At 58.7% G+C, this 25,768-nt stretch carries 24 protein-coding genes and 1 pseudogene; 11 read left to right on the top strand and 14 right to left on the bottom strand.

The features are described from left to right. Nucleotides 1-183 precede the first annotated feature (183 nt). From lpxC to recN, 3 genes are all read left to right on the top strand, one after another. Nucleotides 184-1,104, top strand: coding sequence for a UDP-3-O-acyl-N-acetylglucosamine deacetylase (lpxC, locus tag AKJ29_RS16135; protein WP_055192567.1), 921 nt, complete (start codon nucleotides 184-186; stop codon nucleotides 1,102-1,104). A 176-nt stretch (nucleotides 1,105-1,280) separates the two neighbouring features. Next, nucleotides 1,281-2,180: an outer membrane protein assembly factor BamD gene (locus AKJ29_RS16130; protein ID WP_055192566.1), complete on the top strand. Its 900-nt coding sequence runs from the start codon at nucleotides 1,281-1,283 to the stop codon at nucleotides 2,178-2,180. 40 nt (nucleotides 2,181-2,220) lie between these two features. Beyond that, nucleotides 2,221-3,876: a DNA repair protein RecN gene (recN, locus tag AKJ29_RS16125; RefSeq protein WP_055192565.1), complete on the top strand. Its 1,656-nt coding sequence runs from the start codon at nucleotides 2,221-2,223 to the stop codon at nucleotides 3,874-3,876. A gap of 232 nt (nucleotides 3,877-4,108) precedes the next feature. On the opposite strand, the gene AKJ29_RS16120 is transcribed toward recN, so the two are convergent. Continuing rightward, entirely contained in the window at nucleotides 4,109-5,488 is a 1,380-nt protein-coding gene (locus tag AKJ29_RS16120) for an FAD-binding oxidoreductase (protein WP_055192564.1), read from the bottom strand. Between the two features lie 135 nt (nucleotides 5,489-5,623). On the opposite strand from AKJ29_RS16120, the gene AKJ29_RS16115 reads away from it, so the two are divergent. Beyond that, nucleotides 5,624-7,255: a chloride channel protein gene (locus tag AKJ29_RS16115; protein WP_139231397.1), complete on the top strand. Its 1,632-nt coding sequence runs from the start codon at nucleotides 5,624-5,626 to the stop codon at nucleotides 7,253-7,255. 187 nt (nucleotides 7,256-7,442) lie between these two features. On the opposite strand, the gene rsmA is transcribed toward AKJ29_RS16115, so the two are convergent. The 6 genes from rsmA to AKJ29_RS16085 form a co-directional block, all read right to left on the bottom strand. Further along, complete coding sequence (gene rsmA / locus AKJ29_RS16110; RefSeq protein WP_055192563.1) at nucleotides 7,443-8,285, bottom strand: 16S rRNA (adenine(1518)-N(6)/adenine(1519)-N(6))-dimethyltransferase RsmA; 843 nt, start codon at nucleotides 8,283-8,285, stop codon at nucleotides 7,443-7,445. After that, the gene (pdxA, locus tag AKJ29_RS16105; protein ID WP_055192562.1) at nucleotides 8,285-9,304 is read right to left on the bottom strand and encodes a 4-hydroxythreonine-4-phosphate dehydrogenase PdxA; all 1,020 of its coding nucleotides are present in this window, start codon (nucleotides 9,302-9,304) and stop codon (nucleotides 8,285-8,287) included. Before pdxA ends, rsmA begins: the two co-directional genes overlap by 1 nt. Further along, the gene (locus tag AKJ29_RS16100; RefSeq protein WP_055192561.1) at nucleotides 9,301-10,611 is read right to left on the bottom strand and encodes a peptidylprolyl isomerase; all 1,311 of its coding nucleotides are present in this window, start codon (nucleotides 10,609-10,611) and stop codon (nucleotides 9,301-9,303) included. The genes pdxA and AKJ29_RS16100 overlap by 4 nt, the downstream gene beginning before the upstream one ends. 160 nt (nucleotides 10,612-10,771) lie before the next feature. Beyond that, nucleotides 10,772-12,955 (bottom strand): LPS-assembly protein LptD, encoded by a 2,184-nt coding sequence (locus tag AKJ29_RS16095; protein ID WP_055192560.1) that lies wholly within the window; start codon nucleotides 12,953-12,955, stop codon nucleotides 10,772-10,774. Then, nucleotides 12,955-14,052 carry an LPS export ABC transporter permease LptG gene (gene lptG / locus AKJ29_RS16090; RefSeq protein WP_055192559.1) on the bottom strand — a complete coding sequence of 366 codons (1,098 nt, stop codon included), beginning with the start codon at nucleotides 14,050-14,052 and terminating at the stop codon, nucleotides 12,955-12,957. The genes AKJ29_RS16095 and lptG overlap by 1 nt, the downstream gene beginning before the upstream one ends. Further along, entirely contained in the window at nucleotides 14,049-15,197 is a 1,149-nt protein-coding gene (locus tag AKJ29_RS16085) for an LptF/LptG family permease (protein WP_161805468.1), read from the bottom strand. The genes lptG and AKJ29_RS16085 overlap by 4 nt, the downstream gene beginning before the upstream one ends. A 303-nt stretch (nucleotides 15,198-15,500) precedes the next feature. Between AKJ29_RS16085 and AKJ29_RS16080 the strand changes: the two genes are divergently transcribed. Together AKJ29_RS16080 and AKJ29_RS16075 are read left to right on the top strand one after the other, a co-directional pair. Further along, on the top strand, nucleotides 15,501-16,970 hold the full coding sequence (locus AKJ29_RS16080; protein WP_055192557.1) for a leucyl aminopeptidase: 1,470 nt from the start codon (nucleotides 15,501-15,503) through the stop codon (nucleotides 16,968-16,970). A 4-nt stretch (nucleotides 16,971-16,974) separates the two neighbouring features. Continuing rightward, on the top strand, nucleotides 16,975-17,481 hold the full coding sequence (locus tag AKJ29_RS16075; protein ID WP_055192556.1) for a DNA polymerase III subunit chi: 507 nt from the start codon (nucleotides 16,975-16,977) through the stop codon (nucleotides 17,479-17,481). Between the two features lie 142 nt (nucleotides 17,482-17,623). Here the strand turns inward: AKJ29_RS16075 and AKJ29_RS16070 are convergent, their stop codons facing one another. The 3 genes from AKJ29_RS16070 to AKJ29_RS16060 form a co-directional block, all read right to left on the bottom strand. After that, entirely contained in the window at nucleotides 17,624-18,205 is a 582-nt protein-coding gene (locus AKJ29_RS16070) for a retropepsin-like aspartic protease family protein (protein WP_055192555.1), read from the bottom strand. A gap of 143 nt (nucleotides 18,206-18,348) precedes the next feature. Further along, complete coding sequence (locus AKJ29_RS16065) at nucleotides 18,349-18,981, bottom strand: MarC family protein (protein WP_055192554.1); 633 nt, start codon at nucleotides 18,979-18,981, stop codon at nucleotides 18,349-18,351. Next, nucleotides 18,981-20,831 (bottom strand): ABC-F family ATP-binding cassette domain-containing protein, encoded by a 1,851-nt coding sequence (locus AKJ29_RS16060; protein WP_055192700.1) that lies wholly within the window; start codon nucleotides 20,829-20,831, stop codon nucleotides 18,981-18,983. Before AKJ29_RS16060 ends, AKJ29_RS16065 begins: the two co-directional genes overlap by 1 nt. A gap of 132 nt (nucleotides 20,832-20,963) precedes the next feature. Here AKJ29_RS16060 and ndk point away from each other — a divergent pair, with 132 nt between their 5' ends. After that, nucleotides 20,964-21,386 carry a nucleoside-diphosphate kinase gene (gene ndk, locus AKJ29_RS16055; RefSeq protein ID WP_055192699.1) on the top strand — a complete coding sequence of 141 codons (423 nt, stop codon included), beginning with the start codon at nucleotides 20,964-20,966 and terminating at the stop codon, nucleotides 21,384-21,386. A gap of 192 nt (nucleotides 21,387-21,578) precedes the next feature. Here ndk and AKJ29_RS16050 read toward each other — a convergent pair whose 3' ends face one another. Together AKJ29_RS16050 and AKJ29_RS19765 are read right to left on the bottom strand one after the other, a co-directional pair. Further along, on the bottom strand, nucleotides 21,579-21,926 hold the full coding sequence (locus AKJ29_RS16050; protein ID WP_055192553.1) for a TfoX/Sxy family DNA transformation protein: 348 nt from the start codon (nucleotides 21,924-21,926) through the stop codon (nucleotides 21,579-21,581). A 39-nt stretch (nucleotides 21,927-21,965) separates the two neighbouring features. Then, nucleotides 21,966-22,118, bottom strand: coding sequence for a hypothetical protein (locus AKJ29_RS19765; protein WP_161805467.1), 153 nt, complete (start codon nucleotides 22,116-22,118; stop codon nucleotides 21,966-21,968). 68 nt (nucleotides 22,119-22,186) lie between these two features. Between AKJ29_RS19765 and AKJ29_RS20375 the strand changes: the two genes are divergently transcribed. Both AKJ29_RS20375 and AKJ29_RS20220 read left to right on the top strand, forming a co-directional pair. Beyond that, nucleotides 22,187-22,312, top strand: a complete 126-nt coding sequence (locus AKJ29_RS20375; RefSeq protein ID WP_261172616.1) for a hypothetical protein — start codon at nucleotides 22,187-22,189, stop codon at nucleotides 22,310-22,312. Nucleotides 22,313-22,460: 148 nt separating this feature from the next. Continuing rightward, a pseudogene (locus AKJ29_RS20220) lies at nucleotides 22,461-22,793 on the top strand (hypothetical protein); the annotation flags it as partial. 187 nt (nucleotides 22,794-22,980) lie between these two features. Here the strand turns inward: AKJ29_RS20220 and gpt are convergent. Both gpt and fabI read right to left on the bottom strand, forming a co-directional pair. Further along, nucleotides 22,981-23,484 carry a xanthine phosphoribosyltransferase gene (gpt, locus tag AKJ29_RS16040; protein WP_055192551.1) on the bottom strand — a complete coding sequence of 168 codons (504 nt, stop codon included), beginning with the start codon at nucleotides 23,482-23,484 and terminating at the stop codon, nucleotides 22,981-22,983. Between the two features lie 15 nt (nucleotides 23,485-23,499). Continuing rightward, nucleotides 23,500-24,318 (bottom strand): enoyl-ACP reductase FabI, encoded by an 819-nt coding sequence (gene fabI / locus AKJ29_RS16035; RefSeq protein WP_055192550.1) that lies wholly within the window; start codon nucleotides 24,316-24,318, stop codon nucleotides 23,500-23,502. A gap of 157 nt (nucleotides 24,319-24,475) precedes the next feature. Here fabI and pdxH point away from each other — a divergent pair, with 157 nt between their 5' ends. Both pdxH and AKJ29_RS16025 read left to right on the top strand, forming a co-directional pair. Next, the gene (gene pdxH, locus AKJ29_RS16030; RefSeq protein ID WP_055192549.1) at nucleotides 24,476-25,081 is read left to right on the top strand and encodes a pyridoxamine 5'-phosphate oxidase; all 606 of its coding nucleotides are present in this window, start codon (nucleotides 24,476-24,478) and stop codon (nucleotides 25,079-25,081) included. Between the two features lie 137 nt (nucleotides 25,082-25,218). Beyond that, nucleotides 25,219-25,749, top strand: a complete 531-nt coding sequence (locus AKJ29_RS16025) for a cold-shock protein (RefSeq protein ID WP_055192548.1) — start codon at nucleotides 25,219-25,221, stop codon at nucleotides 25,747-25,749. The last annotated feature ends 19 nt before the right edge of the window (nucleotides 25,750-25,768 follow it).

Here is a 25,768-nt window from a genome sequence, read left to right as displayed (position 1 = left end):
TTATTAACAATATGATAGCTTGGTTTTGCCTGATGTGAGGGCTGGCGGTTTACCATTAGGTCACCATGTTTCAAACCGTTACAAATGATTGAATTGTTGTTCGTCGCGTGAAGCTTTACCCAAAAGGCGCGGAATGGGGGCACTCCCCTACAGGAGCCGCAAAGCCAATCTACGAGGTGCTTCGTGCAAACCACGCTTACCAGCTCTGTTACCTTTTCGGGCACCGGCCTTCACTCCGGGCGCCCCGTGCGCATGACTGTGCGACCGGCTTCGGCGGAATACGGGATCTGGTTCAAACGGGTTGATATTCACGATCAGGACAATCTGATTCCCGCCCATTGGGCGTCGGTGGTTCCATCGCGCCTGTGCACCTTGATCCGCAATGATGCGGGGACTGAGGTGTCGACCATCGAACATATCATGGCGGCACTGGCGGGCTGTGGAATTCATAACGCCCTGGTGGAGATTGATGGGCCGGAAGTGCCGATTCTCGACGGCAGTTCGTCCCGTTTTGTTGAGGGATTGATCCGCGCTGGTGTGCGTGAGCTGAATGCCCCTGTCCGTGTGATCAAGATCCTGTCACCGGTCGAATATCGTGAAGGGGACGCCTGGGCCAGGCTTGCCCCCGCCGAAGGGTTCGAGATGGATTTCCATATTTCCTTCCCGGATGCTGCCATTGGCACACAGGACAAATCCCTGAACCTGTCCAATGGCAATTTCGTGCGCGAGCTGTCCGATTGCCGGACCTTCTGTCGTCAGGCAGATGTCGATGCAATGCGTGCCGCCGGGCTTGCCCTTGGGGGCACCTATGAAAACGCTGTTGTGGTGGATGGGGACGATATTCTCTCTCCGGGGGGGCTGCGCCGCAAGGATGAAGCTGTGCGCCACAAAATGCTGGACGCACTGGGGGATCTGTATCTTGCAGGGGCGCCTTTGATGGGGCGCTATATTGGTCACAAAGCGGGCCATGCCATGACCAACAAACTGCTGCGCGCGCTGTTTGATCAACCGGAAGCTTGGCGGCTTGTGATGCTCGGCCATGAGGCTGCGAAATTGTTGCCGGGGGTAGGGGTGGTAAAATCCGACCTGCCGCTGACCGCCTGAAACCCGCGCTTCGGGTCTTTCTGTGCAACCAGTCCGGACCTGCCAAGCGGCGGATCGGCGACAAGTCGCGAAAAACCCGCGTAAGGCCATTTTGCACCGCAAAATTCTGTGCTAGGACATGCCTGTAGCGGGGAATTTTCCGATCTTCGAATTGAGTTACGGGGTAGGCGCCTATTATGATCAGTGTCCATCTGATGAAAGCCGTTTCTGCGGTTGTTTTGACCGGAGTTTTTCTGTCCGCCTGTTCGGGAGGCGGCAGTGCCAGCTCGACCGGGGGCGGTGGATGGTTCTCGGGGGTTTTTGGCGAATCCCAACGGCCCGTTGAAAAACCGATCGAGGAATGGACCGCAGAAGAGATCTTCAAGCGCGGCGAATATGATCTGGAACGTGGTAAACCCAAGCTTTCCGCCAAATGGTTTGGTGAGGTAGAGCGCCTTTACCCCTATTCCCAATGGGCCAAGCGCGCGCTGATCATGCAGGCCTTCTCCTATCACAAGAACAAGGAATATGAACTGTCCCGCGCCACTGCGCAGCGGTTCATTGATACTTATCCTGCGGATGATGACGCCGCGTATGCACAGTATCTTCTGGCGCTCAGCTATTACGACCAGATTGATGAAGTGGGGCGGGATCAGGGCCTGACCTTCCAGGCGCTGCAGGCCCTGCGCGCGGTGATCGAGATCTACCCGGACACGGAATATGCAAAATCGGCCATTTTGAAATTTGATCTCGCCTTTGATCACCTTGCCGCCAAGGAAATGGAAATCGGTCGGTATTACCTCAAGCGCAAGCATTATGTGGCGTCGATCAACCGGTTCCGGGTTGTGGTGGAAAAGTTCCAGACCACCACGCAGGTGGCCGAGGCGCTGCACCGCTTGGTGGAAAGCTACCTTGCCCTTGGTCTGACAGATGAAGCACAGACCGCAGGGGCCATTCTCGGCTATAACTTCCGGTCCACCGAATGGTATGAAAGCAGCTATCGCCTGCTGACACAGTCCGGGCTGGAGGCCGCACCGAAAGGTGACAATTGGCTGACCGCGATCCATCGCCAACTGATCCAGGGCAAATGGCTCTGATCGCGGCAAATGGGGGCATCCGCATGAAAGGCATGGCCTGATGCTGCGCGGTCTGGATATCCGCGACATTCTGATCATCGACCGGCTGGAACTTGAGTTTCAGCCGGGTTTGAACGTGCTGACCGGGGAAACCGGGGCGGGAAAATCCATCCTGCTCGACAGTCTTGGCTTTGTCCTGGGCTGGCGCGGGCGCGCGGATCTGGTGCGCTCCGGGGCGGATCAGGGGGAGGTGACGGCCGAGTTCGATCTGCCACAAGACCATCCCGCCCGTGCCGTGTTGGCCGAGGCCGGTATCGAGGCCGATGGCGAGGTGATCCTGCGCCGGGTCAATCGTGCCGATGGGCGCAAAACGGCTTGGGTCAATGATCGCAGGGTCTCAGGCGATGTGTTGCGCGCGCTTTCCGACTGTTTGATTGAATTGCATGGCCAGCAGGATGATCGGGGCCTTCTGAACCCGCGCGTGCATCGCCAGCTTCTGGATGCCTTTGGTGGGTTGGAGGGGGTGCGTTCTGACACCCGCAGCGCCTGGCGCAAACTGTCCTCTGCACAGACCGCTCTGTCAGAGGCCCGCGCTGCGCTGGAGGCAGCCCGGGCGGAAGAGGATTTCTTGCGCCATGCGGTTGAGGAATTCGACAAGCTCGATCCGCAACCCGGCGAAGATGCCGAACTGGATCAGCGCCGCCGCATGATGCAGGCGTCCGAGAAAATCGGTGAGGATATCCAGCGTGCCCATCAGGCCATGGGGGCGATTGGAGAGGGGGCCGAGGCCCGGATGGGAGATGCGCTGCGCTGGCTCGAAGGGGTGGTCGATCAGGCCGGGGACAGTCTTGATGAGCCGATCCAATCGCTTGGCCGCGCCATGGCAGAGCTGTCCGATGCCATCGTTCATGTCGAAGCAACACTTGACCAGCTGACCTTCAACCCACATGAGCTTGAAGAGATCGAAGAGCGCCTTTTTGCAATTCGCGGTCTTGCCCGCAAATATCAGGTGCAACCCGATGAATTGGGCGCCCATGCCGAGGTGCTGCGTGAGCGTCTGAACGCGCTTGATGCCGGGGTGGACCAGATTGCCGCCCTGGAACGCGCGGTGGCCGAGGCTCAGGAAAGCTATGACCTTGCGGCGACGGCCCTGCATGCCACGCGACAGAAGGCGGCCCGTTCTCTTGACAGCGCCATGGGCACGGAGCTCGCCCCGTTGAAAATGGAACGCGCCGTGTTCACCACCCAACTGACACCAACAGATCCGGGGCCGGAGGGGACAGATGTCGTCACCTTCACCGTGGCCACCAATCCGGGGGCACCGTCCGGCCCTCTGAACAAAATCGCCTCCGGTGGCGAACTCAGCCGTTTCCTGCTGGCGCTCAAAGTTTGCCTGACCCGCGACGCCGATGGGCTGACAATGATCTTTGACGAAATCGACCGTGGGGTCGGGGGCGCCACTGCTGATGCGGTGGGCCGCCGCCTGAAATCCCTGTCTGATGGAGGGCAGGTGCTGGTGGTAACGCACTCACCGCAAGTGGCTGCCCTCGGTGATCATCACTGGCGGGTGCAAAAATCGGTGACAGATGGCATGACCCTGTCCACCGTGGTGCCGCTTTGCGCAAAGGAACGCGTGGATGAACTCGCCCGGATGATCTCTGGCGATACGATCACCCCCGCTGCCAAAGCTGCGGCACAGGAACTCCTGAACGGATAAGCCGCCACCGCCCGCCATATTTTCTGGTTAGAAATATCCGGGGTGAGCCTCAAAGAGGCGAGGGGCAGAGCCCCTTGGCGCGGCAGTCCCGAAGCGCGAGCGACAGATGAGGGGGTTACAGCATTTCGGGATAAACCTGACACGCAGGTTTGTTGCGAAAGCCCACGACCTTGATGTTTCTTGCTGCGGTTCGGCCTTTCCCTGTCTCAGGTTGACGCTGAAACGCTTCAGGTTACCCGTGAACCGGTGGAACCAGCTTCCCCGGGTTCAGAATGCCCTTCGGATCAAGCGCCTGTTTCAGCGTCCCCATGACCTCCCAGGCCGGTCCATGTTCCGCCTCCATCAGGCTCAGCTTGCCCATGCCGACCCCATGTTCTCCCGTGATCGTTCCGCCAAGGGAAATCGCCCGGTCCGCCATGCGTTTCACAAGGGCCTTTGCCGTTGTCCAGTCCTCCTTGTTGCCCTCTTCCAACAACAAGATTGCATGGAAATTCCCGTCCCCCACATGTCCTAATATGGGGCCGGGCATATGTGAGGCCGCAATATCCTGCCGGGTCTCCTCAACCGCCTGCGCAAGTTTCGAGATCGGCACACAGATATCCGTTACCATCGCCTTGGCACCTGGCTTCAGCGCTGTCAGGGCGTAAAAGGCGTTGTGGCGGATCTTCCATAGCCGGTTGCGATCTTCGGTGCGCGTGGCACTTTCAAAGCCGGCGGCCCCAAAATCGTCGGCAATATCCGAGAAATCCTGCACCGCGTCTGCAACGGCATTGTCGCTGCCATGAAATTCGACAAAAAGATGCGGGCAGAGCGGCAGGTCGAGACCGGCATAGCGATTGATGGCGCCGGTGCTGGCTTCGTCCAGAAACTCGATCCGGGCCACAGGAATACCCATCTGGATCACCTGCTGCACGGTGGCGACAGCTGACGCCAGATCGGGAAAGGCGCAAACGCCCGCGCTGATCGCCTCAGGTGTGCCATGCAGGCGCAATGTCAGCTCGGTGATCACGCCCAGGGTGCCTTCTGCACCCAGCATCAGGGCGGTCAGGTCATAACCTGCGGCTGATTTGGCTGCGCGCGACCCGGTTTTGATCACCTGACCATCTGCCAGAACCACGGTCAGGCCAAGGACATTGTCACGCATGGATCCATAGCGCACGGTTGTGGTTCCCGAGGCACGGGTTGAGGCCATGCCGCCCAATGTGGCATTTGCGCCAGGGTCGACGGGGAAAAACAAACCCGTTGCCCGAAGCTCTTCATTCAACGCTTCGCGGGTCAGCCCCGGTTCCACCACGGCCACCATGTCGCCCGGGTCCGCCTGGATCAGGCGGTTCATCCGCGACAGGTCAATGACCACCCCGCCTTTCAGCGGAATGGTATGCCCCTCAAGCGAGGTTCCGACCCCGAAAGGGGTCACGGCGATGTCGTGTTTGTGGCAGAGGGTCATGATCCGGGACACTTCGTCGGTGCTGATTGGCCAGACGACCAGATCAGGCAAAACCATCTCGAAATGCGTTTCAGAACGCCCGTGTTCCATCAGATCGGGCTTGGAGCGGCTCATCCGATCGCCTAGAAACGAAGTAAGCTCGGTCAAAACGGCGTCGATGGACATCCATCCTCTCCCAATTAGCAGCCGAGACAGACTAGCCTGCTTGGGCGAACGGGAAAAGGGTCGGGTAAAGTTTTGGTAAAGTTTAATCAAATAAAAGGGTTAATTCTCAAAACACTACAACGGCAAATTCAAGCATTGTCAACGGGTTGGAAACTGTTGCTGGAAAAAGGCCCGTCCCAGGTGCAATTCTGGCTTATCGCGCTGGTGATCGGAGTGGTCTCCGGGGCCGCCGCACTTGGGTTTCGCAAGGGAATCGAATGGTTGCAAGCCACGCTTTACGGCACGGATGATCTTGCCCATCTGCACAGCTTTGCATCGACCCTGCCATGGTACTGGATCCTGATCCTGCCCGCGCTCGGCGGATTTGCAGTTGGGGTCATTCTGAACTGGTTCACCCATGATGGCCGGGTGCGTTCGGTGGCGGATGTGATCGAGGGGGCAGCCCTTTGGGAAGGGCGGGTGGAAAAGCGCGCGGGGATCGGCTCGGCGCTGGCCTCGTTCATCACGCTTTCAACCGGGGGATCCACCGGACGTGAGGGGCCGGTTGTGCATATGGCAGGTGTTGTCTCAAGCTGGATTGCCAACCGGATCAAGGCAGATGGCGTCACGGGCCGTGATCTTTTGGGCTGTGCCGTGGCCGCCGCCGTTTCTGCCAGTTTCAATGCCCCTATTGCGGGAGCCCTGTTTGCGCTTGAAGTGGTGTTGCGCCATTTTGCCCTGCATGCCTTTGCGCCGATTGCCATTGCTGCGGTGGCCGGGACGGTAATCAACCGGTTGGAATATGGCGGTATGACCGAATTTGTGCTGCCTTTGGAGGGCAGTCTCGCTTTTTATGTCGAACTGCCGGCCTTCCTGATCCTGGGCATCCTGTCTGGCTTTGTCGCGGTTGTCTTCATGCGGGCGATCTTTCTGGCGGATGATGTTGGAAATGACCTGCAGAAAAGGATGCGCCTGCCGAACGTTCTGCGTCCGGCGCTGTCCGGTCTGATCCTGGGGATAATTGCGATTTTCTTCCCGCATATCATTGGTGTGGGCTATGAGACCACCTCGCTTGCCCTGACCGGTCAGATGGTGTGGCATGAAGCGGTGGTGCTGGCGGTGGTCAAGGTGTTTGCGGTCGCGGTCACCATGGCCGGACGGATGGGGGGCGGGGTGTTCTCTCCGGCGCTTATGATGGGCGCGCTGACCGGGCTTGCTTTTGGCATTATCGCCACAGCCATTTTCCCGGACGTCTCCGGGTCAGAAACGCTTTATGCCCTTGCTGGAATGGGAGCGGTGGCAGCCGCGGTGCTGGGTGCGCCGATTTCCACCACGATGATTGTCTTTGAATTGACAGGCGACTGGCAGACCGGGATTGCGGTGATGTGTGCGGTGTCTCTCTCCACTGCGCTGTCCAGTCGTCTGGTGGACCAGTCTTTCTTCCTGACCCAGTTGGAGCGACGCAATATCCACCTTGCCGCCGGGCCACAGGCGTATCTTTTGTCCATGGTGCGCGTGGCTGCGGTCATGCGTGAGCTTGATCACAAGCGATCACCGGGCGAGGCCGATTGCTGGGAATTGATCGAGCAGGGGGTCTATGTGGATGGCAATGCAACACTGGAGGCGGTGATGCCGGTTTTTGAGGCTACGGGGGCTGTATTTGTGCCGGTTGTGACCCTTGGCGGAGAGGGGGACGCGCCGGATCTTTGGGGCACGATCCACCATGTGGATGCGCTCAAAGCCTATAACAGGGTGCTTGCACAAACCGCGCAGGAGGAACATTCCTGAGGGAGCTCAGCGCGTTTCCGCAACGGTGGAACTGTCTCTGAATATGTGCAGGAAGGGGCGCTGCCCCTCGCCTCTTTGAGGCTCACCCCGAGGTATTTTCAGCAAGAAAAAAACGAAGGGGGCCGCTGAAGATTAGCGGGTTTTCCAGCCAAAGGTCGTGCAGCCGCAGGTTACGGCTGCTTTGGGGTCATGTCTTGGTCAGGGCGCGGGTCAGGGCGCAAAACGCCTCGAGGTCGATTTCTTCCGCCCTGGATGTGGGTTTGATCCCCACCGAGTTCAGAATGTCTTCGATCTCCGGGTGCAGGCCTTTGAGTGAGGCGCGCAGCATCTTGCGGCGTTGGTTGAAGGCGGTGGCCACCACTTTCTGCAGCTTGTCGGCATCCGCCTCGAAGCGGGGCTGCGGCAGGGCTGCCAGATGCACCACGGCCGAGCGGATTTTCGGCGGTGGGGTGAAGGCCTCGGGCGGCAGCTCCATGACAATTCGGGCATCGGTGCGCCACTGCGCCAGAACCGCAAGGCGGCCATAGGCTTTGGAGCCGGGCTGGGCGACGATGCGCTGCGCCACTTCTTTTTGGAACATCAAGGTCAGGCTGGACCAGACTGGGGGCCAGGTTTTGGGGGTCAGCCAGCGCACCAGAAGTTCTGTTCCGACATTGTAGGGCAGGTTGGCCACAACGCGGATTGGCGGGGTAAGATGTTCCAGCGGATCCAGTTCCAGCGCATCTGCATTGATCACGTCCAGCCGACCTGGATAGGCGGCCTGGATCTCTCCCAGCGGGCCGAGGGCACGGCTATCTTTTTCAACGGCAAGCACTTTGCGCGCGCCTTCAGCCAGCAGTCCGCGGGTCAGTCCGCCGGGGCCGGGCCCCACTTCCAGAACGTCACAGGATGTCAGATCCCCCGCCTGTCGGGCGATTTTTGAGGTTAGGTTCAGATCAAGGAGGAAATTCTGCCCGAGCGATTTTTTGGCGGTCATGCCATGGGTGGCGATCACTTCGCGCAGCGGGGGCAACCCGTCGATCTGGGTCATCAGCGTGTTCCGTCCTTGTGGTTGGTATTGCGAAGGCCCGTCTTGCGGGCGTTTGCCATGCTCCAGCCCATCCGCAATGCCGCAATCAATGAACTTGGGTCGGCTTTTCCCTGTCCGGCGATGTCAAATGCCGTGCCATGATCGGGAGAGGTGCGCACAAAGGGCAGCCCCAGTGTCACGTTTACCCCTCCGGCAAAATCAATGGTTTTGATCGGGATCAGGGCCTGATCGTGATACATGCAGATCGCGGCATCATAGCCTGCGCGGGCCGCAGAATGAAACATCGTGTCTGCTGAGCACGGGCCGGACAGATCCAACCCTTCGCGGCGAAGCTCATCCAACAAAGGCGAGATCATCGTGATCTCTTCCACTCCCATCGCACCGCCTTCACCGGCATGCGGGTTCAGCCCAGCCACCGCAATTCGCGGTGTTGCAAGGCCGAAATCCCGGATCAGGGCATCATGGGTTGTGCGAATAACCTGGGTGAGCCTGTCCCGGCTGAGGGTGGAGGGCACCTCGCCGAGGGGGATGTGAATGGTCGCAGGCACGACGCGCAGCTCCTCACAGGCCAGCATCATCACCACTTCGACCCCACCTGCCAGATCCGCAAGGAATTCGGTGTGCCCCGGAAAACGAAACCCGGCGCCATCCTTGAGCGCTTTCTTGTGGATGGGGTTGGTGCAGATTGCCGCTGCCTCACCTTCCTGCACCAGCCTGACCGCCCGGGCGATCACGTCGACGACGTGTTGCGCATGTGCGCCCGAAGGGGTGCCGGGGGTGCGATCGGGGCCGAAATCATGGCGCAGGACCGGCAGATCTTGGGGGGTATGAGCCTCGGCCGGCGTGCTGATCTCGGTGAATTTGCAGCCTGCGGGCAAATGGTTCGGGTCACCTATCAGAAAAAACGGGACCTCTCCCCTGAGCGCCTCAAATGCCGCTGGGGCCAGCTCCGGGCCGATGCCCGCTGGCTCACCCATCGTCAGGGCAATGGGGGCCAGACGGGAAAGATCAGAGGTCATTTCTGTGCAAGATCCTCGATATAGGCTTCTGCCCGCAATTCTTCCAGATAACCGGTGGCAAGGGCACCAAGACGCTGGTTTTGCAACTGGGTGCGAATGTCGTCACGGCTGAGTTCTTCTGGAAGTTCCCGTGTGCGGCTGCACAGCATCAGGAAAATCTGATTCTGGCCTGACGGTGTGGTCAGCGCAACAGAGCTTTCACCTTCGTCCAGCTTCGCCAGTTCAATCGCATAATCGGTAGGAAGCTCCGAGACCAGTTTCGTATCGCGCACGAGCTGTTCTTCCGGCTGCCCCTGGGCCACCTTGTAAAGGTCGTTGCAGCTGTCAACGCGGGTGCGAATGTCGGCGGCGCTGGCCAGGGCTTCCGGCGTTCCGGCGCCCGGGATCAGGTAAGCGGCGTAATCAATCAGCACATCTTTCGGGGCCGGGGCGTCGATTTCTTCGATGGCGCGCATCTGAAACAGCGCAATGCCGTTCTGGACGGGCAGCGGTGCCGTCACTTCCCCCGGGGCAAGAGGCAGGATCTGGGCCGCAAGGGCAGGGGGAAGGTTGGACAGGTCCATCCAGTCCAGCCGACCTGAACGCCCTTTGGAGGGGGCCGCGGAATAGCGTCGTGCGGCGGCCGCAAAGGCAGGCAGGGTGTCAATTTCCGCCAGCTGTAATGCGCGCGCGCCGGATGTCTCTTGGGTTTGTGGCGTATCAGCGGGCAGGATGATTTCGGACAACAACACCCGCACCCCGGCATCAGGGCCGCTTTGTGCCAGACGGCGGTCGATATCTTCCTCGGTGATCCTTACGTCGCGGCGAAACCGTTCACGGGCGAATTTCCGCCACACCAGCCCGGCCGAGACAAAATCGCGGAAGGTTTCCATGGCCACGCCGCCCTGCGCGATGGCCTGTTCGAATTTTTCCAGGGGCATGTTGAACCGCTTGACGAATTCTTCCATCCCTTCGGTGAGCTCCGCGTCGCTGAGGGCCATACCTGCACGGGCGGCAGCTTCGCGTTGCAGGGTTTCAGTGAGCAACTGTTCACGGGCAAGTTCAGCCCTGTCTCCGGGCGCGCGCAGCAAGGTCAGATAGGCGATTCGCTGAGACAGCTCATAGGTGGTGATCACCCGATCATTGACCTGTAAAGCGGGCGCAAACAGGTTCTGGGCATGGGCGACACTGACCGGTGTCACTACGGGCAGGGGCGAGAGCACCACTGCCATGACCAAAGGGGTCGTCAGAGCGCGGCGCAGGCGTTTGAAGCGGTCGCTTTTTCCATGCGTTGCCATGGGAAAACCCGATGAAATAGCGTGTGTCATGTCTTGTCTGCTCTTCCGGTTATTCATCGTTAACAAGGGGCGTGGCCGCGAACATCTTGCGGGTCTGCGGGTATATTGCCCAAAGCGGCCTCAGGATGCCAGCCCGATCTGCCCCGTGACAGGGAGATGCGGATGATTGTCGCCGCTTGAGGGGGCTGGGTCACTGCAGGCATCTGCGCGCAGCTCCTTTCGGGGCCCCCCCAAACCCCAACAGCTCGACCTGAAGGCCAAGTTCCGTGGTGGGTGTAATGGTTTGTGAGGCGGTGAACCGGCGCGAGACGGCCAGATCGACCTGGAGGCATTCATTGCGATATTGCAGCCCAAGCTGGCCCTTGGTGACCTGATTGGCCGAAAGGTCAACATCGCCCTCCGCGCTGATGCGCCAGCCATCGGTCAGCTGATACCCGCCTGTCAGGCGCAGCTCGTGGATCGAGGCGTCACGGTTTTCATCGGGATCTGCGACAACCCAGAGATGGGCCGCACTCAGGTTCCAGTCTTCCCCGATATAGGCAAAGCGGCTTTCGGTCTTGGCAACTTCGAACTGGTCATTGATCAGCGCACGGCCTTGGAAGGCGAGGTTTGCCCCGAATTGCAACTGCGCTGCGATCAACCAGTCCGAACTGTCGCCGGACAGGCCGGAGGCATTGGAGAAAGAATTATTCCCATCAAAGCGAAACACGCGTCCGATGCCGATTGTCGAGCTCCAGCCGGTTGGGGAAAAGCGGCTCCATTTCACGCCAATATTGGCCCGTGTGCCCTCTTCTCGTCGGTCAAATCCCGGATACCGGGACATGTCGAACAGGTTGTTTTCGTCAAGTTCGACATAGGTGCTGTCTTCATTGGGCAGGGTGGCACCGATCTGATCACTCCAGACCAGCTGCAGCACCGGTTCGATCACATCGACGCTTCCATTGGCGGAAACCCGCGACAAAGGCCAGCGCAGCGTGGCGGCGACGGAGGGGGTGGCAAAGCTCTGGTTGGGATCAAAGCTGCTGTCTTGGTTGATCCAGTAATTTCCCCAGTCAATCCCGGTTTCCAGGGATGCGATCATCCCGCCCCTGATCATCCAGTCGCGTTTCCAGTGAAAGGACGCTCCCACATGGGTCACATCGCGCCCCTTTGGGCCGTCCAGGGTGCTTTCCCGGAAATAGGACCGCGCGGACAGTTCATATTCGGCGACGCCGCCAAGAAGAACCGGATCAAAGCGGCGTTGATACAGAAATTCCAGCTGGGCGAAAGGCAGTTGATCTGAAATGGCCCGTTCCGAGGCGCGCAGGCTTTCGTGTCGGGTGATGCCGGCAAAGATGAACTCATCCCGACGCACACGCGACACTTCAAGCGCGTTGCGCAGCCGGTCGGCACTGGAGTAGTCGTAATCGTTCAGATAGCCGGGGTCTGAGACTTCCTGAAGGGTGAAATCAAGTTTGAAATCCTGCGGAAGGTCAAACGATCCCTCTCCGAACACATAGGACCGGGTCTGGTCTCTCCGAATATCGTCATTGCTGACAGCGCCGTTGAAAGACAGGTTGCCGTTGTAAAACGCCTGACGATAACGCCATTCCAGAGTTCTGGACCTGGTGGCGATGAACGGGGCCAGCGTCAGGTCCGCATGGTCGCCTAGCCGAATGAAATAAGGCAGCCTGACCCCGGTGCCAAAACTGCTTCGCGTGCGCAGCTTCGGGGCCAGAAAGCCGGTTGCGCGCTTGAGGGTCGGATCCGGGAGGCGCAGGCGCGGCAGGAACAGGATCGGAACATCCGCAACACGCAGCTGGGCATTGTGGAAATAAAGCTGGCGCTCCTGTTCGTCATGCACGACTTTCTCAGCCCGGATCTGCCACAAGGGCACAGGCGATTTTGCGCAGACCTGACAGGAGGAGGCCACGATCTTGTTCAGTTGGGTATAGCGGCCCTGCACGCGGTTGATTTCGACGGCGGCAATTTGCAACTGCTGGTTCAGAACCAGACGGGCGGATTGCAATATCCCGTTGCGCAGATCGGAGGACAGCTCGGCCGCACTGGCCAGGATCAGCTGATCCTCACCGTTTTGCAACACGATCGGGCCGCTGATGGTCAGCTGGTTGGTGGTCTTGTCAAAGGAAATGCTGGCCGCGGTCAGTGTGGTGCCCGCGAAGTGGACCATCACATTGCCTTCGGCCAAAAGCCCCTTATTGCCCTGAACCGTGATACGGTCTGCCACCAACAGGGCAGGGGCAGAGCTGTCCGCGACGGGGCGGGACTGTGCAAAGGTTGTCGGAGGGGGGGCAAGGCCAATGGCCGCGGCCAGACCGGCAATCAGGGCCAGCTTGCTGATACGGCCAGACCACAGGTCGGATATGGTGAACATTACCCATCCTCCAGATGCAGCAGAAATCCGAGCGACAGAAGGATCCCCGAAATCGGGGTGGTCCAGGCGGCAAAAATCACCGGGATCTGTCCGTTCTCGCCAAGGATCTGCGCGAAATTACGAATGAAATAAAAGCCAAACCCAAGAACAAGCGCTGACACAACCATGATGCCGGTGCGTCCGAACCGGGTATGACGCATGGTGAACGAGGCGCCGATCAGCACCATGGCCACCAGAAACAGGGGGGTGGAAAGCTCGATCTGCAACCAGACCTGATGCAGGCGGGGGGAAAACCCTGCCTCATTCAACCGGGTGATAAAACTGGGCAGATCCCAAATTGAAATATTGGAGGGCTTGCCGAAACTGTCGCGGATCTGTTCCTCGGTCAGGTTTGTGGCGATCCAATAGGAGGGCAGCACCAGTGCCTCACCTTCGGGGTTGTCGGACAGATCAAAATTCCAGACCTTGGCCGAGCGCAGCGCCCAGCGGCCCGGTTCCAGCGTGGCCTGACGGGCCGAAACGCGTTTGGTCGGCATGCCGTCAGATGAAAATGAATAAAACGTCACATCCTGCAAGCGGGTTCCGTCATTGTTTGACTGGCTGGCACGGATCACGATCTGCCCTTGCTTGTTGCCCTGTCGCAGCCAGACCCCGCCTTTTGAAACAGAGGAAATGGAACGGCTTCCGCCGGAATATTCTGCCGACAGGCGCTCATATTTCTTTTGGGTTGCCGCGGAAATCGGGTTGAAGATCAGCAGCGCCACAACCCCGATCAGGAAAACCGTGACCACCGGGGAAATCAGGGTGATCATGGCCGATCGTCCCGACGCACGCGTCACCACCAGCTCGGAGCTGCGCGCAAGGCTCAGGAACATCCAGATGGTTGCCAGAATGGTCACCAGCGGCAGGATGCGATACATCCACATGGGCATGTTCAGAAGTGTCAGCCCCAGAACCTCGGTGAAGCCGACCTGGCTTGCGTCGAATTTGCGCATGCCCTCAACCATATCCAGCAGCACAAACACCAGTCCCAGCACCACCAGCATGGTCACGAAGGAAAACAGGAAACGGCGGGCGAAATAGAGGTGCAGCCTCATGCGGACCCCTCCTGTGCGGTGGTCCGGGCCAAAAGCGTCGCCGCTTTCCGGCGTTTGCGGATGGCCAGGAAGGAGGGGCGCGTGGCGCTCCATAATACCGTGAAATTGAACAGCAGGCCGAGAATAGAAGCCAGATAGATCAGGGGCAGGGCGCTGTCGCTCCGGCGGGCGATATCAAGCATCGTGTTGTCGAGTGTCTGGAAACTGGCCACAACGCCGATGGAAATCACCACCTGACGCCACATGCCAAAGCGGCTGAAACCGCCAGCAATCAGCATGGAATAGCCAGTCAGGGCGGCGACAATGACATAAAGCGCCTGGGCATTGCGGAAATGCGCCTCGGCGCGCAGGGCGGTGGCGCTTTGGCGGGTTTCGGCAATCAGGGCTTCGGTGGGAAACAGCATTTCATGGGTGTAAAGCTGGCGGATCTTGCGTTTGCCAGCAATCGGATCGGAAATCAGCGCAGAAATGTCATAGGTGAATTCTTCGAACCCGGTGGTGGTCAGTCGGCCATCGGGGGACAGGATCTGCACCAACCCGTCAAACATCAACAGGCGCGGGCCCTCTGCGGTGTTCAGGATAAGCGCCCGCTGGGCGGTATAGGTGGCCAGGGTCCCGCCCTCAGATTTCTCGCGCTCATCGGACAGGAACAGGTCCAAAAGCTCACCCTCGGGCGTAATTTCGCGCACATATAGGGTGATCCCGGAGGTGGGGTGTACGAAACTGCCTTCGATCAGGAAGCGCGATGTCACATCTGACGAGATCTCCGCCTGCCTCTGGGCAAAGCTCAGCTGGCTTTTGGGGGAGAGGTAATGGGTCAGCACCAGCATGAACGCAGCCCCTATGACCCCGAAGATCAGCACCGGGCGCGCCAGTCGGAACGGGCCGAACCCGGTGGCCTGTGCGATCACCAGCTCGCTTTCGGAATTCAGTCGGTTGATCACCACAATCGAGGCCGTAAAGGCGGCAATCGGCAGGACAAACACGATCACGCTGGGCAGAATCATGGTCGAGATTTCAAGAAAGACCAACGCCGTTTCGCCAGAAGAGATGATATAGTCGAACAGGCGCACCGCCCGGTTGATCCAGAAGATCAGAACCAGGACCAGGCCGGCCAGCCCGAACAGCACCAAGAGCTGTGACAAGATATATCGATCCAGCCTGGCCAAATTTCCCCCAACTTTTCCCAATTGCCACATGCGATAGATTACAACATCTTCAAGCGGTTCTAGCGGATTGGTGCGGGCGGGAAAACTGCTATCTGGCCTTTGTTTGCTCTGACAGGTAGGAATGGCAAAAGAATGCCGCCCCCGGATGAAAAACCGGAAGGATTTGCAAGCGGAGAATGCCCCCTTCGAATCGCGGCGGTTTTGATCAATAGTCACGGTGGCGCGGACCGATTGCAGGTTCAGCTGCGCCTCATTTGTTGCCCTTTGGAAGGAGTTCCCATGGCCACCCCGATCACCCCCCGCTTCATTGCCACCGACCTTGATGCCATTGCGACCCATGGCGGACGAATCGTGGTGATCGTTTCCGAGCCCGGAAAACTCGACCCGGCCGCCCGCCGGGTGAACAAGCTCATGCGCGGCGCGCTGGCGCGATTTGCCTCAAGCGAGCGGTTTGAAAAGATGAAAGAGGGGGAAGCAGCGGAGCTGGCCTGGCCCACAGGTCTTGCCGCCGAGGCGGTCCAGGTGCTGCGCCTGTCAAAACGGTCCAAGGGCAATGCCATGCGCAAGGCCGGTGCGGTCATCGGTAAATCCCTGTTGGGCAAAGAGGTTCTGGTGCTCGCCGGCAATCGTCGGTTTGCTGACGAACTTGCGCTTGGGGCCTGCCTTCGCGCCTATGAATTCGTGGACCACATGTCCAAAGACGCCCAGGAAGGCGGCGCGTTGACCGTGATGGTCTCAAAGCCGGAAACCTTCGACGGCAAGGCAGAGCTGGCAGCCGCCCTGACCGATGGTGTGTTCTTCACCCGCGATCTGGTCAACGAACCCTCCAACATCCTGACCACCACCGAATTTGCCGACCGTCTGGTGGCGTTGAAAGAGCTTGGGGTTGAGGTTTCGGTCCTGGACGAGCCGGAGCTGGAACAACTCGGTATGCGGGCGCTGTTGGGGGTCGGGCAGGGATCGGAAAGCCCGTCCAAGGTTGTGGTGATGAAATGGAATGGCGGTGAGAAAGACGCAGCCCCGCTGGCGCTGATCGGCAAAGGCGTGGTCTTTGACACCGGCGGGATCAGCCTGAAACCTGCGGCTGGCATGGAAGACATGACCATGGATATGGGCGGTGCGGGCACCGTGGCAGGCGCAATGAAAGCAATTTCCGGACGCAAGGCCAAGGCAAATGTTGTCGGTGTTGTGGGGCTTGTGGAAAACATGCCTGATGGTCGTGCCCAACGCCCCGGTGACATCGTGACATCGATGAAAGGTGACACGATCGAAGTGATCAACACCGATGCCGAAGGGCGTTTGGTTCTGTGTGACATCATGTGGTATGCGCAGGAAACGTTCAGCCCGATGGGGATGATCGACCTGGCCACCCTGACCGGCGCGATCATCATCGGCCTTGGGCATGAAAATACCGGTGTGTTCTCAAACGATGACCCGCTTTGCAACGCGATGTTGAAGGCGGCGCAATCCGAAGGCGAAGGCGCCTGGCGCATGCCGCTGGGCGATGCCTATGACAAGCTGCTGAAATCGAACAAGGCGGATATGAAAAACGTCGGAGGTCGCGCCGCGGGGTCGATCACCGCCGCCCAGTTCCTGCAACGTTTCGTCAAAGAGGGCACTCCCTGGATTCACCTCGATATCGCCGGCACGGCGCAGACCGCAGGGGATACCACCTACGCGCCCAAAGGTGCCACCGGTTGGGGCGTTCTGGCCCTGAACCGTCTGGTGTCAGACCTGTTCGAAGGCTGACCCCATGTCTCAGGCGGCGGAGAATTCGGAGGGAAAAGGCATCGCGCCGACAGGTGGCGAGGTCTTTTTCTACCACATGACCCTGACGCCGCTTGAGGCCACGCTGCCCGTGCTTCTCACCCGTTCGCTGCAAAATGGCTGGCGGGTGCTGGTGCGGGGGCGCAACCCGGAGCAGCTGACCTGGCTGGATGAGAAACTCTGGCTGTCCCCGGAGGACGGGTTCTTGCCTCATGGGCGCGCCGGGGGCGCGCATGAGGCAGACCAGCCGGTGCTGCTGACCGAGGGGCAGGACAACCCAAACGGCGCCAACACGCTGATTTCAGTGGACGGGGCCGGGGTGAGCCCCGAAGAAATGACTGGGATGGAGCGTGTTTCCATCCTGTTTGATGGCAATGACCCGGACGCGGTGGCACATGCCCGCACCCAGTGGAAAGCGGTTGTGGCGGCGGGATGCACTGCAAAATACTGGTCCCAGGACAGTGGGCGATGGAAGCTGAAAGCAAGCTCCTGATTGGCGACCCCCCGTTATTTTCACCCCGGTTGCACTTCGGCTGCGGGCACGGGTGAGCCGGCCCCCGTGAACAGGATCGGTGAAGCAGGACGGAAGGGGGCCAAGCGGGACCGGCTGCGCCCACTTGTCGAAGGTCAGCGGTTCAGCGCGTCAGCACCAGCTGGTCGCGGCGGATCTCGATCTTGTCAAAGCGTTGCAGATAGCTGTTTCCAAGAAGAGATTGCGGCATTTCACCTTCATTGACCCAGACCTCAACCCCGTAATCGGTGATCCCTTCCAGCTCAACCCGGGCAATATTGGCCGGGGCCGTCCGGGTGGTCCCATTGGCGGTCAGCGCGCGGCCAAAATAACGCAGGCTGGATGGATCAACCCCGGCGCGCTCGGCATCCTCTTTGGTCAACACGACATTGCTGGCGCCCGTATCGACTATGAAATCAATTGGTTGCCCGTTCATCTTGAGTTGTATGTAGAAATGTCCGTCAAAGGCGCGGGGCAACACAACCTGCCCGGAGGTCTCAATAAAGCTTTGTTTGGGGGAAATGTCATTTCTGATGTCATTCCACAAACCAACCCCAGCCATGGCGCCAATGAAGATGAACACCCAGAGCAGGGCATGGCGCAGGGTTTGTCCGAGGTTGAACCGGTTTTCGGAGATGAAATACCCCGCCACCGCTGTCAGCAGCAGCGCGAGATAGGCCAGACGTCCAAGATCATCAGCGGTCATTCCATTCCTCCGTCCCCGAAATATAGGAACCGCGCGTGGAATTGTCATCGGGGCGGGGGCAAAATTGTCGCCTCGTGCCGTGTTTTGCTATCCCGGCCACAGGCCAAAGAAGCAATTTTTTCCAAACGGTTGTCTGCTCTCAGTTAGCCCATGCCAAACAGGCCAAAATCCTTCAGCCCGTCCAGCACAAACTGCACCGCCAACGCGGCAAGAAGCATGCCAAGCAGGCGCGTCAGCACCGTGATCCCGGTTTCACGCAGCATCCGTTCAAGCAGGTTGGCGGCAAAGAAAAAGACCAATGTGATCAACAGCACCATCGCCATGACCACCAGGGCAAGCATCACACCGGAATACCCGTCCCCTTCGCCGGATAACAGGATCATCGTGGCGATCGCCCCCGGACCTGCCATCAACGGCATGGCGAGGGGAAAGACCGACGGGTCATCTTCGGCATCAATGGTTTTCTCGGACGTGTCCTTGCGCCGCTTGGTGCGCCGCTCAAACAGCATATCGAGCGCGGTCAGCAGCAAAAGGATCCCACCGGAAATACGGAAAGCGGCCATGGAAATGCCCAAAAACCCAAGCACATTGTCGCCAAGAAAGGCAAAGAGGGTGAGCAAGACGCCAGCAACCCCCGCCGCCCGCAGCGCAATCACCCGGCGCTGGTGTGTGTTCATCCCTTGGGTCAGCGCGAGGAACAGCGGTGTCAGACCAATGGGGTCCATGACCACAAATAGCGTCACAAAGGCCGGTATGAAATACTGAAGATCGACCATCAAGCCTCTGCCTTCTCAAGGTTTTCCTGCGCCACCATCCACAATTCCTCCGCGCGTTCCAGCCCGTCCATCACCTCGGCGTGTTTTTTCTGCCAAAGGGCGATTTCATCGGCTTTGCTGCCATCATAGAGGGTCGGATCAGCCAGTTTCTGATCGAGTTTATCTCGCATTTCCAAAAGCTTGTCCACGCGTGTCTCGCATTTGCGCGCCTCGGCTCTGAGGGCCAGCAGGGTATCTCGATCCGCACGTTTGGCTTTTTCAGGTGCAGGTTTGGCGGGTTTCTTGGGGGTGTCCGAGGTCAGAAGGAGCTTGCGATAATCCTCAAGATCACCGTCAAACGGGGTGACGCGCCCCTTGCTCACAAGCCACAGACGATCAGCCACCAGCGACAGTAGATGCATGTCGTGACTGACCAGCACCACCGCGCCGGAATAAGCGGTCAGCGCCTCGACCAGGGCTTCGCGGCTTTCAATGTCGAGGTGGTTGGTGGGCTCGTCAAGAATCAGAAGATGTGGTGCGTCCAGCGTGGCCAGAAGCAGGGTCAGCCGTGCCTTTTGCCCCCCCGACAGGCGCCGCACCTCGGTTTCGGCCTGTTCGGCGCCCAGGCCAAATCCCGACAGACGCGCGCGATGCTTTCCGGGCAATTCATCCGGGCGCAGGCGGCGCAGGTGCTCAATCGGGGTTTCATCGGGGTAAAGTTCGTCCATCTGATGCTGGGCAAAATAGCCGATCCGCAGCTTGGCGGATTTCACCATGCGGCCCGATTTCAGTTCCAGCCGGTCGGACAGGAGTTTCGACAGGGTGGATTTGCCCTGACCATTCTTGCCCAGAAGGGCGATCCGGTCGTCCTGATCAATGCGCAGGCTCATCCGTGACAGGATTGTGGTCTCCCCATAACCGGTTTCCGCGCCCTCCATGTTGATGATCGGAGGAGAGAGCTCTTCTGGTTCGGGGAAGCTGAACGCCTTCAAAGCCGCCTCTTGCGGCGTGGTGATCGGTTTCAGCTTTTCGATCATCTTCAGCCGCGACTGGGCCTGAACGGCTTTCGATGCCTTATAGCGGAAGCGGTCTACATAAGATTGCAGATGGGCCTTGCGTGCGGCGATCTTCTTGTTTTCGCTTTCCGCCGCCGCAATCCGCGCAGCCCGGGTTTCCGCGAATGTGTCATACGGTCCCGAATAATAGGTCAGCTTGCGATCTTCCAAATGCAGGATCCCGCCCACAGCCCGATTCAACAGCCCCCGGTCGTGGCTGACGATGATCACCGTATGGGGATATTTCGCCAGATATTGCTCCAGCCACAGCGCCCCTTCAAGATCGAGATAGTTGGTCGGTTCATCGAGCAGCAACAGATCTGGTTGGGAAAACAGCACGGCGGCCAATGCCACCCGCATCCGCCAGCCGCCGGAGAAATCGGCGCAGGGCAGGGCGTGCTGGTGATCGTCAAACCCAAGCCCCTTCAGGATGGAAGAGGCGCGTGCTTCGGCGCTCCAGGCGTCAATATCTGCCAGGCGGGTCTGAACCTCGGCAATGCGTGTGGGATCGGTTGCGGTCTCGGCCTCCTGCATCAGGGCCGCGCGCTCGGTGTCGGCCGCCAGAACCGTGTCCAGAAGCGAAGTGTCGCTGGCCGGAACCTCCTGCGCCACGCCGCCAATCCGTGCGCCCTTGGGCACCGAAATTTCACCGGTTTCCAGCGTCAGCTCGCCCCGGATCAGCCGAAACAGCGTGGTTTTCCCGGTGCCATTGCGCCCGACAAGACCCACCTTGTGGCCGTCGGGGATGGTGGCCGAGGCATGTTCGATCAGCGGGCGACCTTCGACCGCATAGGAGATATCGGAAATCTTCAACATGTTTCCCATGTGCCTGACCACAGGCAAGGCGTCAATCGGCTCTTTTCAGAACGGCTTAGGCATGTTACGGGGGCGACCAAAGACATTGCCGATCCCGGCACCCGTGAAACATGCAGATAAATGAGGACCGACATGGCCATTCAACGCACCTTCTCGATCATCAAACCCGATGCCACCAAACGCAACCTGACCGGCGCCATCAACGCCAAGATCGAAGCCGCTGGTCTGCGCATCATCGCGCAAAAGCGCATCCACATGACCCAGAAACAAGCCGAAACCTTCTATGGTGTGCACAAAGAGCGCCCCTTCTTCGGTGAACTGGTCGAGTTCATGATCTCGGAACCGGTTGTTGTGCAGGTTCTGGAAGGCGAAGACGCGATCAAAGCCTACCGCACCGTGATGGGCGCCACCAACCCGGCTGACGCTGACGAAGGCACTATCCGCAAAGAGTTCGCCCAGTCGGTTGGCGAAAACTCGGTGCACGGTTCGGACGCTCCGGAAACCGCCGCAGAAGAAATCGCTTACTTCTTCTCGGGTCTGGAACTGGTGGGCTAAAGTGTTTCGACTTATTATTGAGAAACAATAATGAGGCGAAACGCTCGAAACCTACTGATGTTGCGGGCGTTTCGAAATCAACTTGTGTCTTAAGTTAATCTCGAAACGCTTTAAGCCACAGGTTCGATCCAGATGATCAGCCCGGCCCCGGTAAGGGGTCGGGTTTTTTTGTGCGAGTCGCCATAAAGCGTGTCATCGCCGGGCGCGGATACCAATCTCGTCGAGGATCCGTTCAAAAGCCGCGTCATGGGCCAGATCGCTGATAGCCCCATTTGCCACCCGCGCCTTGATCTTGTCGAACCGCTTGCGCAGCTTGGCTTTCTCAGCGCCCTGACAATCGTTCCATGGCCGACCCTGAAGTCCCATCACCATGGCGTAATATCCTATGAAATGTGGGGTGTGCCCGCTGTCGAGCAGCCGGAAATAGGCTTCATCCGGCCCAAGAGAGCGCAACTCCTCCGCGCTGGTGATCCCGGCGCGGGCAAAGGCGTCATCGGAGGCGGGGCCGAGATTTCGAATGCTGGAAACAGGGTTGCTCATAGCCCGTAGATTAGCGTGAAATCCCGGCGGGAAAAAGGATCAGATACTGGCCCAGTCGGTGAAAACCACATCTGTTTCTTTGTCCTGAGGCGTGAGTTTCGCCTTGTTGCGTTTCGATGGCGGGGTGGGGTCGGATTTGTGCATCCTGCGCTCAGTTGCACCTTTTGGGTCAGGGGGACGGATCTTGGTCATGCTGCCTCTTCCTCCCCCCGGATCACTGTTTTTGCACAAGTTAAGGTTAACACGGAAATGAGGAGGAGATGTGGCAAACACCTTGCGGTATCCCACTGCAACGTCTGATTGCGGCAGGGCAAACCCGTCTGCCCGAGGTCATTCAGGGTGTTGAGTTCAAAGACGGAATTAAGCAACTTCAAACCACTGCCTGACGACGGCCGACGCCAACTTTTGTAGATTATTCCCCTGAAAGTGGTCCAGCAACTGGGATATTTTGTTCTGTAAATTGGAGGATCTGCGATGGCTGGAAAGCGAGAGAAACCCGAAGAGATAGTATTAAATCTTCGGCAGGTTTAAGTTCTGCAAGGACAAGGGGCGACGGTTGCGGAAGCGGTGTGCCAGATCGGCGTGACCCAGCAAAGGTTCTCTCGATGGCGGAAGCTTTATGGCGGGATGCAGCGGGTGGTGTTGACCTGATCCTGGACAAGCTCATTCTGAGCGAAGCCGTGAGGGGAATACCGCTGACCGGCAGGTGAATGCGCAGCAATCACCGAGAGGTTTCTAACCCCTTCACGTCGCCGGAAGTGCATTGATCATGTGCGGCATCGATCCACTCAGCGCAAGGTGCCGCTAGGCCGTGCCGATGAAGACCATCTGAGCGACGACATCATCGATCTGGACCACCCCATGGGGGCACGTCAGGAGGGCCTGGCGATCTCATCAGCGCTGAGCGTGTAGTTTCCCACTCCGCTGGCGAGAAAAATCTCAACAGGGGGCCGTTTTGTGTCCCAGAACCTGGAATGCTTCACGCAGGGTCGGGGTGTCTTTTGCCGGTCAGTTCACCGATCCATTTTCCTGCCAGCTTACCTGTCTGCGGCGGTCAGTCTTTGCCCCGATAGGGTTCGACATATTGCAGGGCCATGTCCCAGGGGAAGAAAATCCATGTGTCCTGGCTGACTTCAGTGATGAACGTGTCCACCTGAGGGCGGCCCTTGGGCTTGGCATAAACCGTTGCGAAATGCGCTTTCGGATACATTTGCCGTACCAGTTCCAGCGTTTTGCCACTGTCGACAAGATCGTCGATGATCAGGATGCCTTCGCCGTCGCCCATGATCTTTTCGTCCGGCGCTTTCAGGACTTCCGCCTCGCCCTGGGCCTGATGGTGGTAGGAGCGTACGGAAATCGTATCCACGGTGCGAATGTCGAGTTCACGGCTGACAATCATCGCGGGGGCCATGCCGCCACGGGTAATGGCCACAACCGCGCGCCATGCGCCATCATCCGGGCCCTGTCCGTCCAGACGCCATGCCAGCGCCCGAGAATCGCGATGGATCTGGTCCCAGCTGATGTGGAATCCTTTTTCATGGGGCAGACGATCAGTCATAACAGTCCCTTTCAATCACTTGCGGCCGGTGGCCACGTCGATATCCGGTGCATCGACCGCTTTCATGCCGACAACGTGATAGCCGGCATCCACGTGATGGGTTTCACCGGTGACACCGCTGCCGAGGTCGGACAGGAGATACAGCGCGGACTTGCCGACATCTTCAATCGTCACATTGCGGCGCAGGGGCGAATTCAGCTCATTCCATTTCAGAATGTAGCGGAAATCCCCGATCCCGGAAGCGGCGAGCGTCTTGATCGGGCCGGCAGAGATCGAATTTACACGAATATTATCCTTGCCCAGGTCTTCGGCCATGTAGCGGACCGAGGCCTCAAGCGCGGCTTTGGCAACACCCATCACATTGTAATGCGGCATCACCTGTTCGGCGCCGTAATAGGTCAGTGTCAGCATCGAACCGCCATCCGGCATCATTGCCGCCGCACGGCGGGCCACGGCCGTAAAGCTGTAGACAGAGATATCCATGGTCAGGCGGAAGTTCTCGGGGCTGGTGTCGATATACCGCCCGCGAAGTTCAGTTTTGTCCGAGAAACCAATGGCATGTACGATAAAGTCCAGCTTGCCCCATTTCTCTTCCAGCGTGGCAAAAAGCGCGTCAATCGAAGCGGCATCCGACACGTCGCAGGGTTCGACAATATCCGACCCAAGCTGTTGCGCCAGCGGGGCCACCCGCTTTTTCAAAGCGTCCCCTTGATAGGAAAAGGCAAGCTCTGCACCCTGATCCGCACAGGCTTTGGCAATCCCCCATGCAATGGATTTGTCATTTGCGAGCCCCATAATCAGGCCGCGCTTGCCATTCATCAAACCGGTCGACATTCTCTGTTCCCCGTCCCACATTTCTGGTTTAAGCCCATTTAGGCGATTGCCCATCTTACTGCAAGCCTGCTTGGAAAGGCCAGATACATTAGGCTGACAATCGCGAGGCAAATGCGCCTTAATGGCATCTGTTAGATTGGTTCTGAAAGGAAGTGACATGTCTGAGCGGGACGGGATCTTTGCGGGCGACAACCCATTTGAAATTGCGCGCAACTGGTTGATTGAGGCGGAAGTATCCGAGCCGAACGACCCCAATGCCATTGCGCTTTCCACGGTGGATCCGAAGGGGATGCCGAATTCCCGAATGGTGCTGTTGAAAGAGATCGAGGATGACGCTTTCGTTTTCTATACCAATTATGGCTCGGCCAAGGCGCAGGAGATCGAAGCCACCGGCAAGGCATCGTTTGTAATGCACTGGAAATCGCTGCGCCGACAGATCCGGGTGCGCGGCACGGTGACACGTGAGGAGGGGCCGCAGGCAGATGCCTATTACAGCTCCCGGTCGCTGAAAAGCCGCCTCGGGGCGTGGGCCTCACACCAAAGCGCGCCGCTTTCATCGCGTGCCGCGCTGATGGCTGAGGTTGCCAAAGTCACCGCCACCCATGGTCCATCACCGAAACGTCCTCCTTTCTGGGGGGGGTATCGCATTCACCCGGTCGAGATAGAGTTCTGGGCGGATGGCGCGTTCCGATTGCATGACCGCTTTCGATGGACACGCGAAAAGGGTAATCTGAATTGGTGTGTGACCCGGTTAAATCCTTAAAAGAAAGTAAATTTTTGCGTTGTTCATGCAGGGTTACCGGTCAAAACCTGTCTAAAAGGACAGGTAGTTTTGGCTTGCGGGCAAACACCAATTGTTTCAAAACTATACATGGGGATGTGAACTTTTAGGGTGACCAGATGATGCACGAGTCTGAGGTGCAGAACACAGTGGTTCTGCATGGACATGTAAAGTGGTTTGATCCCACCAAGGGATTTGGGTTTGTGATTGCCGATGAGGGTGGCGCAGATATTCTGCTTCACGCCAATGTCCTGAGAAATTATGGGCAAAGCTCCGTTGCGGACGGGGCCGGGATTGAGATTGAAGTGCAGGACACCCAGCGTGGTCGTCAGGCGGTTCTCGTCCGGTCGATAACGCCGCCGGAAACAGATGATCTGACGGGGCTGAGCGAAGAACAGACCGGTGAAATAGATCTCGAAAATGCTGGCCCGATTGAGCCCGCCCGCGTGAAGTGGTTTGATAAGGGCAAAGGGTTTGGCTTTGCCAATATCTTTGGCTCGGATGAAGACGTGTTCATTCATATCGAGGTTCTGCGCCGGTCCGGCTTGGCAGACCTCCAGCCCGGAGAGGCGATTTGCCTGCGCACGGTTCAGGGAAAACGCGGAAAACTCGCTCTTGTCGTATCGGCTTGGGATACTGCCGTGAACTGAAGTGGTTGATCTTGTCCTG

This window comes from Aliiroseovarius crassostreae, from assembly GCF_001307765.1.
In the GTDB taxonomy this organism is placed as follows: Bacteria; Pseudomonadota; Alphaproteobacteria; order Rhodobacterales; family Rhodobacteraceae; genus Aliiroseovarius; species Aliiroseovarius crassostreae.
This window is presented reverse-complemented; position numbering and strand designations above follow the sequence as displayed.